We start from the raw sequence: 11,792 nt of genomic DNA, 5'->3' as shown, positions 1-11,792 counted from the left end.
TCACCCGGAAAGCCATAGCATTGTAAAATCCCCAACCACCGTGGAGAAAGAGAAAGTAAGCAGCGGAAATATTATTGACTGGTCCGTACTTAACCGGCTGATGAAGTTTGTAAAACCGTATAAAGGTCGCTTCATTTTGGTGATCGTGCTTACCCTGGTGCTGGGCGTACTTGCACCAACACGTCCTATTCTCATTCAGTATACGTTGGATCATGATGTTGCCTTTGGTAATTACGATGCCATGGTACGCATGATGATATTGCTGATGGTGCTTCTTATCATCAACTCCATTGCACAATACTTTCACACCTACGTATCCGGATGGCTTGGTCAACAAGTAATCCGTGATATACGCATGAAGTTATACCAGCACATCATCAGTCTGCGGTTAAAGTTTTTTGACAAGACTCCGATTGGCCGCCTGGTAACACGCACTATATCGGATGTTGAGACACTGGCTGATGTATTCAGCGAAGGTCTTGCCGCGATGGCAGGCGATCTGTTGCAGATCATTTTTATTCTCGGGTTTATGTTCTACCAGGACTGGCGTCTGGCGTTATTAAGTCTCTCAACGTTACCCCTACTGCTCATCAGCACGTATGTTTTCAAGGAGAAGATCAAGGTAGCCTTTAACGAAGTGCGCAATGCTGTTGCCAACCTGAATACATTTGTACAAGAGCACCTCACCGGTATGAACATCGTGCAGATCTTCGGAAGCGAAAAGAGAGAGTTTGAGAAGTTTAAAGAGATCAACGAAGAGCATAAACAATCTAACCTTCGATCGGTACTATATTATTCTATATACTATCCCGTTGCCGAGATCATTGCTGCAGCCGGTATCGGGTTGCTGGTATGGTATGGCGCCAAAGGTATAATTCATTATGAAGAGACTGGTATTACTATTGGTAAGCTCATTGCCTTTATCATGTATGTGCAGATGTTCTTCCGCCCCATACGCATGATTGCCGATCGCTACAACACATTGCAAATGGGTATTGTGAGTTCATCGCGCATTATGAATCTGCTGGATGAAAAAGAACATGTGCAGGAAGATGGCAAATATATACCTGAACATATTCAGGGTGACGTAAAATTCGATCACGTATGGTTTGCCTATAATGAACCTGACTATGTACTGAAAGATATTAACCTCCACATTCGTCCAGGAGAAACTGTGGCGTTAGTTGGGGCTACCGGTGCTGGAAAATCTTCTATCATTAACCTGTTGAACCGCTTTTATGAAATCAATAAAGGCTCTATCCAGGTAGATGGTCGTGACCTGAAACAATATGAACTGGGGACGCTTCGTAAAAATATAGGGGTTGTTTTACAGGATGTATTCCTGTTCTCCGATACGATCTTAAGCAACATCACGCTCGGCAATCCCGAAGTAACGGAAGAGATGGTTTGGCATGCTGCAGACCTGGTGGGTGCACGCAAATTTATAGAGCGACTGCCCGGTAAACTTTCTTATAATGTTATGGAACGTGGTGCCACGCTATCCGTGGGACAACGACAGCTTATATCTTTCATCCGGGCTATGGTATTCAATCCTAAAATATTGGTACTGGATGAAGCCACTTCGTCTGTTGACAGTGAAACGGAGGAACTCATTCAACAGGCTATTGTAAAAATGATGAGTGGACGAACGTCTATTGTTATCGCGCACCGGTTATCTACCATTCAAAAAGCCGACAAGATCATTGTGCTAGATCATGGCGAGATAAAAGAGGTTGGCCGTCACGATGAGTTGTTGCTGCAGGAGGGCTACTACGCGCAACTCCACAAGATGCAGTATAAAGAGTTTGTTTGATGCCCGCTTCGACTTTGGATTTTATGTGTACACGGCAAAACAGTTATATTTGCCGTAATGCTTTTCAAAAACACTATAGCTCTATCCATTTTTTGCCTGCTTGTTGCCTGCGCGTTTACCCAAACGTTGCACGCACAGAACAGAGGGAAGAGTATGTATACCCGCGAGCGCTATAGCAATGGTGCGCGTGTTCGTGGCAACAAGGCTAAAATAGTTTGCCCTGTATTCGACAAAAGTAAATATCCATATCACGGTATTGGGGTGAAGTTTGGCGATCCATTTGCCCTCACCTATAAGTACTATGCCAACAAGAATTTTGCTATAGCTGCCGATGTTGGTAAACCTGCCAGTGGATTATATAACCGCTATTTCCGCGAGCGCTTTACTTCCTATAGACGCGATACACTTTCGCAGGGAGCGTCTGTGCGTTATCTCACGCATTCCGTAAAATCAGATTTTATTGGTGAGTTAAAGCTACTTTATCACATCGATGCTAAAATAATTTCACAAGGTCTTCAGTTTTATGTAGGTGCCGGCTGGGAATGGAAATATTCCAAGATCAGGTATGATTATATATATGAAGAAGTTGATAATTCAAACCCGGGTGGCACGAACACGATCGGCAACTTTACCGTATCGCGTTTTACACAAGGACCACAGGCTGTGATCGGTATTGAATACTCGTACTTTCAGTTGCCCATCTCGGCCTTTATGGAACTTGAGTATTTTACCGATGTACAACTCGATCCGGGATGGAGCCGGGCCGAAGGCGGAGTTGGATTACGCTATATATTTTAAACAACAAGACTCTATCAGTTATGAAACGCTTCGTGGTAATTATTGTATTGATAGCGGCCGCTGCAACAACCTATGCGCAGCAACAAGGTATTGGTGTTCGCCTCGGGTTGCCCGCCGGTATAACTTATAAACGTTATCTATCAAACGAGAAAGCCGTGGAGTTCGGGTTGGGGTCAGCATTCAAAAATTCTGACAAGCGTTATTATCGTAATGCGTTCAAGCACATGAGCAAGTACGATAATTACAACTACGAATCCGTTGACGTAAGCAGTGTGATATATCTGCAGGCGCGTCTGTTATTTCAACACGACTTTGATGTGTCTGATGTAGAAGGAAAATTTCAGTGGTATTGGGGACCAGGTGCGGTGATGAAAATTGCCAAGGTTGATTACTGGTACCGCGACCCGAACAATAACAATATGTATATGCACGATGAACGTACCGACTTCGACTTTGGTCCGGAAGGTATATTTGGTGCAGAGTATACTTTTGAAGATGTGCCGGTGACGTTGTTCGCAGAGACCAGTCTTCAGCTTGAATTGGTGGATCGGCTTACGCTGCGGTTATTCGCAGGCACCGGTGCTCGGTTCAATTTCTAAAATTTTATTGCCCGTCCCGATAATTATCAGGGATAGATAGACGCATACAAAAGTATATATACTTTCTGCGTTAATCCGTGTCCTCTGCAGGAAAAACTATTCCCTAGACTCTTCTTCCATCTGTACCTGCTTTTCATACAGGTCTTTGTAGAAGCCGTTTTGCTCGATGAGCGCATCGTGCGTTCCTTCTTCCACTACCAATCCATCGACCAATACCAGGATGCGGTTGGCAAGTTTCGCTGACGATACACGATGCGATATAATGATGGTGGTTCTACCTTTCATTATTCTGCGCATGCTATTCAGAATGTTGTTCTCGGTTTTGGTGTCTACCGCAGAGAGTGCATCATCCAGCATCAATATTTTAGGTTCGCGCACAACAGCTCGCGCTATAGATACACGCTGTTTTTGTCCACCCGATAATGTGATGCCCCGTTCACCAACACGGGTTTCAAAGCCCTGCGGGAACTCCATTATATTATAGTATACATCGGCGTCTTTAGCGGCCTGTGTAACTTTTTCAGGATCGGGTTCTTTTATACCAAACCCTATATTCTGGAAGATGGTGTCACTGAAAAGAAATACATCCTGCGGAACATAGCCGATCTGACTGCGCAGTGAAGTTAAGTTGTAGTCACGAATCGGTATATCATCAATTCGTATCTCACCATCGCGCACATCATACAGACGTGATACTAAATTGGATACTGTACTCTTGCCGGAACCCGTTGTACCAATAATAGCAAGCGACTCTCCGGGGTTTATCGTAAACGAAATATTCTTCAGTGCTCGTATACCGGTATCCGGATAAGTAAAGGTCACGTTTTTGAATTCAACTTTACCACTGATCTCACGCACCAGGTTTCTTTCAGAAATGATGTTGGTTTTGGTATTGAGAAATTCGTTGATACGTTTCTGCGAAGCCTCTGCACGTTGCACCAGGCTGCTCGTCCAGCCGAGCGATGTTACCGGCCATGTTAACAAGTTTACGTAGATGATAAACTCTGCTATATTTCCGAAGGTAAGATTACCGTTGATCACTTCCGTGCTTCCCGCATATACCGTAAGTATAGTACTGATCCCCACAAGCCCCATGATGATCGGGAAGAACAGCGATTGCATTTTAGTGAGCTTCAGTGATTGATGTTTATAGGCATCCGTAGCTTTTTCAAATTTACCAACAGACTCCTCCTCGCGGTTAAAAGATTTCAACACGCGTATACCACTAAAGGCTTCCTGCACAAACGTAGAGAGCTTGGATTGATGACGCTGAATTTCTTCTGACCGTCTTTCAATGATATTGTTCACCAGAAATATACTTAACGAAAGTAACGGCAGCGGACTGAGCGCATACCACGTAAGCTTTACACTAATGCTGAACATGATGGGTATCAACATCAGGAATAACGTGATGAGCGTTAGTCCGTACATGATCGCAGGGCCGAGGTACATGCGCACACGGCTTACATCTTCGGAGATCCGATTCATTAAATCTCCGGTGTTGTTTCTCCGGTAAAAGCTGAGTGGCAGTGTCTGGTAATGTTCGAAGACCTCGTTCTTCAAATCAAATTCAATGAGGCGCGACATCACGATGAGCGTCTGGCGCACAAAGTATAGAAATATGCCCCGCAGAAATGCCATCACCAAAATCAACCCGGCATAGATCAGTATACCGAATGCAAATACTTTGAAGAAGTTCTGCTGTACACCGGTTCCCTCCATCGACTTATAAAGTCGTATGTTATCAACTACCAGATCTATAGAGTCGCGAACCAGTTGAGCCGGAATGATCTGAAAAATATTGGAGAGTATAACGAAGACCGTTCCTAGAATGAGATGCCACTTATACTTGAATAGGTATTTATTAAGATACTTCAGTTCGCGCATGCAGTAAAATTTGGTGGCTGTCGGTAAAACGAAATATTTCTTCAATAGTTCCGTTTACCGTTATCCGTTAGCAGTTATCCGTTATTAGTCTCTGTATTCACGATTAACCCGATAACGAATAACGGATAACGGCCAACAAAGCTACAATAATCACGTAATGATCGCTTAACTTAATCTTGAACTATGAACTTCAAAACGTTATTTTTGCTGCCAGTTTTTAAAACCATTCGTTCTTTATCATGCTTAACCGAAGAAGTCTCCGTATAAAAGTGATGCAAAGTCTATTTGCATTACAACAGTGTAAAGATGCCAACTATGAATTGTGTATAGATAAGATAAGTGAAGCGTTTGCTCCGGATCTGAATTCGATGGAAGTACAGGATAAAGCCGCTTTAACTCTCCAAAAGAAAACTGCTATCAAACTTTTTGAACGTGCTTTCAAAAAAGGCGAAACCAGCGTTGATCACGAAGACGTAAAGATCAAAAAGACGGTTAATGAATGCTTTCAGTTCTACGAGAAGCAATCCAATAAAGACAGCGACTTCTTTTTAAAGAACCTCATCAGCGAGGTTGAAAGAATTTACGACCATTACATTGCCGTGCTCAGTCTTTTGCCGGCCTTTGCAGAAATCGCTGAAGCCGATAAAAAAGTCAGTCATAAGAACTTCGTTAACAACGCCTGGATCACGGCACTTCGCAATCACGAAGAGCTGAAGAAAGATGCACTGAAGCTTGGCCGCCACTGGCAAGACAAAGCCGATCGTGTAAAGGGATGGTTCCGTGATGTGATCCGTCAGGACAATGAATACCTTGCTTATCTGGATAAGAAAAGTCCTACATCGGAAGACCAGAAGAAATTCGTCAACCACATTTTCAAAAAAGTCATTCTGGGTAAAACGGTCATCAATGAATTTTTTGAAGAAGAGGTTCTTCGTTGGGCTGAAGACAAGGAAATTGTAAAAGGCCTTGTAGAAAAAACAGTGAAGTCATTTGATGGTGAGTCGCAGGCAACCCTTACACTCCACACTTTATCCGTGAATTGGGATGAAGACAAAGAGTTTATTGAAAAGTTATACAAGAAGGCATCGAGCCTTGATGATAAGTATAAAGAGCTGATAGCCAACAATACACGCAATTGGGAGGTGGACCGCTTACCGCTTACCGACCGCATGATTCTGGAGATGGCTATAGCTGAGTTGCTGGAATTCCCCAGTATACCGGTGAAGGTTACTATTAACGAGTATATTGAATTATCGAAAAACTACAGCACACCAAAAAGTCGCCAGTTCATCAACGGAATTCTGGATGTTATTGCCAAAGAACTAAAGGAAAAAGGTGATGTTAAAAAAAGCGGCCGCGGGTTGATGGACAATAAGTAATTCTGTTTGTTAAAATTTGTTAAAATTTTGAATTTGCATTCCGACCGTAACTAATTTTGAAAAGTTTATGAGCAAAAAGAGTGGAAATTTTTTGATGGCGTTCCTGGCGGGCGCAGCTACTGGTGCAATTCTTGGAATTCTTTACGCTCCTGACAAAGGTTCTAATACGCGTGAGAAGTTATCATACCAGTTAGACAAGTACCGTAAAACGCTTCAGGATCTGATCAATGATTTCGTTGAGGGAAAAGAGACTCCACTTACCAGCGAAGCAAAATCGCAGGGACAAAAAGTAGTTGACGAGGCTAAAAATAAAGCCGAGCGATTACTGGAAGATGTGGATGAACTTTTAGAACAGATTCGTGGTAAAAAGGGATAGACTTAACAGAATTAAGTAAACACACAATATGAAAACTGGAATTGCAAAATCGTTTTTGTTCTTTGCTGTTGTGATGGCAACTTTTACAGCATGCAAAGATCGTAATGCAGAAAAAAGAATAGCAGAACTCGAGGGCCGATTGGCAGAACTCGAAGGTAAAAAAGGTACAGCACCAACACCGTCTGCTAACCCGGTAACAGCAACAACACCGGATGAGAAACCGGAAGGTCCGCTCCCCAAGATGGATTTTGAAACCACTGAGCACGACTTCGGTACTATTAAAGAAGGCGATGTTGTTGAGTATACATACGCTATAAAAAATACAGGCGAAGCTCCGCTGATCATTCAAAGCGCACAGCCATCATGCGGATGTACTGTTCCGGATTTCTCAAAAGAACCTATACCTGCTGGAGGAACCGGTTATGTAAAAGCTAAATTCGATAGCAACGGGAAACAGAATATACAGAACAAAACCATTACCGTTACTGCCAACACATGGCCGAAGCAAACTGTGCTTCGCTTCAAGGCGATGGTTACACCAAAAGCAGGATCAGCAGGTCCTACTGCTCACTAAGATTAAAACTTACAGGTTTTATATTTCGGAGGCTGTCTTTACCCAGGCAGCCTCTTTGCTTTTATACTGTTGATGTTTTGCTATAACTTCTACTACTTGCAGTCATGATCACACCACCGCTTCTTCGCGCAGGCAACACCATTGCTATTACAGCCCCCGGCAGAAAAGTGTCAAAAGCAGAAATGGATATAGCCATAAAAACCTTTCAATCGTGGGGACTGAACGTGAAGCTTGCTAACAATCTTTTCAGTACTGATCATTCATACCTCGCAGGAACTGATGCACAACGATTGGATGATTTACAATCGCTCATCAACGATACCAATGTACACGCCATTATTTGTGCGCGGGGTGGTTATGGCAGCACACGCATTGTAGACCAGATCGATTTCTCTCCGTTACTGGATACTCCTAAATTTCTGATCGGCTTCAGTGATATAACGGCTATACACCTGAAGTTATATAGCCTGGGGATACAGAGTATTCATGCTACCATGCCCATTCTGTTTCCAAAAGATGCGTCAAAACCATCTATTGAAAGTTTGAAGAGAATGCTGATGGAGAAACCCGATCGCATTCAATCACCTGCGAGTAAATATAGTATAGATGGCCGAGGTCGCGGAGAAGTTATAGGCGGCAACCTGTCACTCATCAATGATGCGCTCGGTACATCCAGCGAGCCTGATACGAATGGCAAAATCCTGGTGATCGAGGAGATTGATGAATATCGTTACAAGATCGACCGCATGTTAACACAATTGAAGCGTGCCGGTAAACTTGAACATTTAGCCGGGCTTGTTATAGGCCACCTGACCGATATTAAAGATTCTGAATTAAGCTTTGGTGAAACGGTAGAAGAAATTATTCTCAATCATACGCAACACTATAATTACCCTGTAGCTTTTGGTTTCCCTACCGGGCACGAAAATCCAAACCTGGCATGGCTACATGGCGGCATGGCAGAACTGAACGTTCGCAACGGTGAGGGTACACTATCTTTTGCAACCAACGAGAGCGTTTAAAGTAAATATTGTATAAACGCGTACAGGCCCAGTATAACCAGCGTGACTCCAGGTATTTTTCTCAGCCATGTACTCTGCTGAAATTGTACGGCTATTCTTTTGGCCAGGTATGCCATAACAATTAATATAGCCAGTGAACCCAAAACAACACCGGCAAGGTATGCCTGCAATTCCCACGCATCAGACAAATATACCCATTGCTGACTTTTGAGGTATGCCGTAATGCCCAACCAGTATGGAACTGCCAGCGGATTAAATATACTTAACACGATACCTCGTCTGAATCCGCTGTTGTTAAATTGCTCCCGCAGTCGAGAGGGTTTGTTGGACGGCCACAAACTAAGTATACCCAACAGCGTCATCACGACTGCTGTAAGCAGCTGAAGATTATCCAGCAGCAGCGGAGACGATGTGATCCATTCAGCAAATTTTACGGCAAGCCACGCATACGGATACTCGACAATAGCAGCCGCTATGGCAAAGCGCCAGGCAACCTTCATTCGGTGCTCAAGTCCTAATTGTATAACGCTCAGATTAATGGCACCGGGCGGAATCGACCCGATGAAACTGAAAAAGAATGCAAGTATAAAAGCCAGAATTACCGCAGCCATACAGGTATAGATCAATCTGTATTTTGTTCATGATTGATTAAGTATAGCAATATAGCTATTCCAGCGTAGTGGCGGCTTTAAATTTTCGATAATAAACCTTTGCATCTTTTAGAGAAGTATACGAAGCGCCACGCTTTACATTTTCGCGTGCGATCAAAAATATATTTCGCCAATGCCGGAATAAAACCATCATCGCCTTACGTAACGGGAAACCCGGATGATAAATATGCGCGGGCTCAGCACCACATCCGTTTAACTCCATTACTTTAAAATTACCATTGTATAAATCGTCAATGCGGGCACACCGCAGATCAAATCGCCCGAAATAGAAACCTTCAATTTGTTTACTCACATGATCGAACGTTGCCGATAGCTTGTCATTGATAAGATGCCCCCCATTCAGAAACTTTGTACCTAAACAGTGATTGCCGATCGATACCAACTCGAGCTGTTGATCTTTGGCGAGCACTTCCTGCAACTTGCCATTAAATATAGTTTTGAGTTTATCCCATTGGAGCTTTGCCCTGTCTTTGCCAAGAATAAGTTCCTGCAAGGTTGACTTACCATCACCGGTAACGGAAAGCATTTCCTTCATCACCACCGAAGTTACATTACCTTTGCTTTCATTTGGGAAGCGTACATAAAAAACACCAAATTCCAATGGAAGGTCAACCAGTTCCTGCACCAGAAAATCGTAACGGATGGTTGCTATATATTTCTCTACGTCCTGCACATCATTCATGCGCCTCACCATAAAACCACGTTCACCAATATCGGGTTTAAATATCAGCGGAAACTGAAGTCCGATTGTCTTAAGCTGTGCGAGTATACTTTGCGTATCAGCGGGTTGTCGGATTAATATAGTCTTCGGTATATATTGTTCCGGAATTTTTTTTATGACATCATATTTCGATTCGCCAAACATTCCTCCCATGACAATCCCCGGATTGGAAGCTGAGAAAAAAGTAAAGGATCGCGAGCGTATCGCTAGCCAGGCGTAATATATAAACAACGGAAACTGTACTATACCAAAGGGCCAGTACTCCCAGCTTTTTAGTTTGATCAAAAAATTACTGCGCATAATTCGCTCTACGAAAAGTCATCCGGCAGCCAAAATAAAAAAATTAATGTGAAGCAACAGCAGCTTCCTGATAGCGAATGGTAGAAGCCGCCACACCAAAATCTTTGGACAGTGTTACATACGGTGCAACTTCGCGAATGCCAATTTTTATAATGGCCATGTGATGCACAGCGTGCTCGATGTTATATACCAGCTCGCGCATAGCGGTGGTGTTGATGGTAATAAATTCTTCTTGCGACAGATCATAACCTACTTCCAGCTTCAGTTCTTTTTCTTCGAATGATCTTACAAATGCTTCAATACGATCAATGGCAGCCAGTGCTATATATTTATCGCGCTCAATTTGTTTGTCGTGCGCACGCTTGTCATAGTTAACAACACCTTGCTGATACCCGCTTTCAAAGCAGATAAAGAATTCCAGTGTGTGGCGCAGGTGTTGGCCAATGGTAGACTGGCTTAGCTGATCGGAGGGTTTTATAAAATCACTTTCGTGGATCTGAGCGACAAGATCAGTGAGTTGGGAGAGTATGTGGGCACAGGCAAGATTTACGTTCATAAAGGGCTTTTCATTCAAAATACAATAATTCTGTATGGTTTAAAAGTTCTTAAAAAGATCATACCAGGAACTTCCGATCATTGAACAATTCTTTTCCAATTACGATCGCCAGCGTCTTTAAGTTTCTGTTGATTTTTATTCCAGTCTTCCAATGTGTTGTTGCCCCAGAAATTGTAGAATAAATATAGTTTACCATCGATGATCTTAAAGGTTTCAGGATCGACTTTTACTTTTTCACCTGTCTCACCCATAGCATACGCGCACCAGCCTCCATAAGCAGGTTCATACTTATCGGGACTGATTTTGAATTTATTGAGATTTACATGACCGGTAAAAAAGTAGGTAATGCCTTTATAGGTATAGCTGACAGACTCCTGTCCTTCTGCGGGCTTGCCATCAAAATAACTTACGGGATCATACCCTTGCAGGGCTATGCTTTTTTTTACGTTGAAATGTTCTGCGCGTAGCCTCTCCGTTTGGGCGTGTGCACTTACGTGGGCAATCAGCACCAGCGCTATAGCTATACCTTGTCTCATACACTAATAGTTTCTTATTTCTAAAAACGCAAAAGTGGCACGTTTGTACGGATTGAAAATGTCGTGGAGATTACAAAAGGTGTTAATCTTTTACCAGGGTCTTTACTTCGGGCCAAACCAAGTCCGGTTCAAACCCTTTTTGAATAGCATAGCGCGCAAGCTTGTCGCGTTTTACAAAGGCATTGTCTTCATCCAGTTGATTAAGCTTGCGCTCCAGAATTTCACGCAAGGTTTTGATATAGTCGGCATCTTCAATTTCTTTCATACCGATCTTGATACAGTTGCTGGTGAGTCCGCGGGCCTCCAGTTCGTTGAGAATCTTTATCCTTCCCCAACGCTGCATTCTGAATTTTCCACCAGCAAAAGCTTTTGCAAAACGTTCTTCATTCAAAAAACCTTCGGTGATAAGTGCAGAGAGTAGCTCTTCTACTTCATCCCGGTACAAACCGTATTCATATAGTTTGTCGCGTACCTCTTTATGCGAGCGCTCCTGGTAAGCACAATACCGGTATATTTTCTGTTTCGCTTCGGTGGGAGATAGTTTCTTTTTAGACTGCACG

Annotated in this window: 13 protein-coding genes; 7 read left to right on the top strand and 6 right to left on the bottom strand. The window is 43.1% G+C overall.

Going from position 1 to position 11,792, the window contains the following annotated elements:
* The first annotated feature begins 40 nt into the window (after window positions 1–40).
* The 3 genes from ACFQ21_RS24875 to ACFQ21_RS24865 are packed head-to-tail and all read left to right on the top strand — an operon-like array spanning window position 41 to window position 3,210.
* Window positions 41–1,813 (top strand): ABC transporter ATP-binding protein, encoded by a 1,773-nt coding sequence (locus tag ACFQ21_RS24875; RefSeq protein WP_377583894.1) that lies wholly within the window; start codon window positions 41–43, stop codon window positions 1,811–1,813.
* 57 nt (window positions 1,814–1,870) lie between these two features.
* Window positions 1,871–2,611 (top strand): hypothetical protein, encoded by a 741-nt coding sequence (locus ACFQ21_RS24870; RefSeq protein ID WP_377583891.1) that lies wholly within the window; start codon window positions 1,871–1,873, stop codon window positions 2,609–2,611.
* 20 nt (window positions 2,612–2,631) lie between these two features.
* Window positions 2,632–3,210: a hypothetical protein gene (locus ACFQ21_RS24865; protein ID WP_377583889.1), complete on the top strand. Its 579-nt coding sequence runs from the start codon at window positions 2,632–2,634 to the stop codon at window positions 3,208–3,210.
* 96 nt (window positions 3,211–3,306) lie between these two features.
* Here the strand turns inward: ACFQ21_RS24865 and ACFQ21_RS24860 are convergent, their stop codons facing one another.
* Complete coding sequence (locus ACFQ21_RS24860; RefSeq protein ID WP_377583886.1) at window positions 3,307–5,097, bottom strand: ABC transporter ATP-binding protein; 1,791 nt, start codon at window positions 5,095–5,097, stop codon at window positions 3,307–3,309.
* A 239-nt stretch (window positions 5,098–5,336) separates the two neighbouring features.
* On the opposite strand from ACFQ21_RS24860, the gene nusB reads away from it, so the two are divergent.
* The 4 genes from nusB to ACFQ21_RS24840 all read left to right on the top strand — a co-directional run bounded on the left by nusB (window position 5,337) and on the right by ACFQ21_RS24840 (window position 8,448).
* Window positions 5,337–6,476 (top strand): transcription antitermination factor NusB, encoded by a 1,140-nt coding sequence (gene nusB / locus ACFQ21_RS24855; RefSeq protein ID WP_377583883.1) that lies wholly within the window; start codon window positions 5,337–5,339, stop codon window positions 6,474–6,476.
* Between the two features lie 67 nt (window positions 6,477–6,543).
* Complete coding sequence (locus ACFQ21_RS24850; protein ID WP_377583880.1) at window positions 6,544–6,852, top strand: YtxH domain-containing protein; 309 nt, start codon at window positions 6,544–6,546, stop codon at window positions 6,850–6,852.
* A gap of 28 nt (window positions 6,853–6,880) precedes the next feature.
* A complete protein-coding gene (locus ACFQ21_RS24845) occupies window positions 6,881–7,426 on the top strand; it encodes a DUF1573 domain-containing protein (protein ID WP_377583877.1) in 546 nt (181 codons plus the stop codon).
* A gap of 104 nt (window positions 7,427–7,530) precedes the next feature.
* Window positions 7,531–8,448 carry a S66 peptidase family protein gene (locus ACFQ21_RS24840; protein WP_377583875.1) on the top strand — a complete coding sequence of 306 codons (918 nt, stop codon included), beginning with the start codon at window positions 7,531–7,533 and terminating at the stop codon, window positions 8,446–8,448.
* Here the strand turns inward: ACFQ21_RS24840 and ACFQ21_RS24835 are convergent.
* From ACFQ21_RS24835 to ACFQ21_RS24815, 5 genes are all read right to left on the bottom strand, one after another.
* Window positions 8,445–9,059, bottom strand: a complete 615-nt coding sequence (locus tag ACFQ21_RS24835; RefSeq protein WP_377583872.1) for a LysE family translocator — start codon at window positions 9,057–9,059, stop codon at window positions 8,445–8,447. The two genes, ACFQ21_RS24840 and ACFQ21_RS24835, sit on opposite strands and share 4 nt — an antisense overlap.
* A 55-nt stretch (window positions 9,060–9,114) precedes the next feature.
* Window positions 9,115–10,140: a hypothetical protein gene (locus ACFQ21_RS24830; RefSeq protein ID WP_377583869.1), complete on the bottom strand. Its 1,026-nt coding sequence runs from the start codon at window positions 10,138–10,140 to the stop codon at window positions 9,115–9,117.
* A 43-nt stretch (window positions 10,141–10,183) separates the two neighbouring features.
* Complete coding sequence (locus ACFQ21_RS24825; protein ID WP_377583867.1) at window positions 10,184–10,696, bottom strand: DinB family protein; 513 nt, start codon at window positions 10,694–10,696, stop codon at window positions 10,184–10,186.
* 77 nt (window positions 10,697–10,773) lie between these two features.
* On the bottom strand, window positions 10,774–11,232 hold the full coding sequence (locus ACFQ21_RS24820; protein WP_377583864.1) for a YHS domain-containing (seleno)protein: 459 nt from the start codon (window positions 11,230–11,232) through the stop codon (window positions 10,774–10,776).
* A gap of 82 nt (window positions 11,233–11,314) precedes the next feature.
* Complete coding sequence (locus tag ACFQ21_RS24815; protein ID WP_377583861.1) at window positions 11,315–11,791, bottom strand: regulatory protein RecX; 477 nt, start codon at window positions 11,789–11,791, stop codon at window positions 11,315–11,317.
* Window position 11,792 lies beyond the last annotated feature (1 nt).

This window comes from Ohtaekwangia kribbensis (assembly GCF_042676245.1).
Taxonomy (GTDB): Bacteria; Bacteroidota; Bacteroidia; order Cytophagales; family Cyclobacteriaceae; genus Ohtaekwangia; species Ohtaekwangia kribbensis.
The sequence above is the reverse complement of the archived record's forward strand: the minus strand, read 5'-3'. Positions and strand labels throughout refer to the sequence as shown.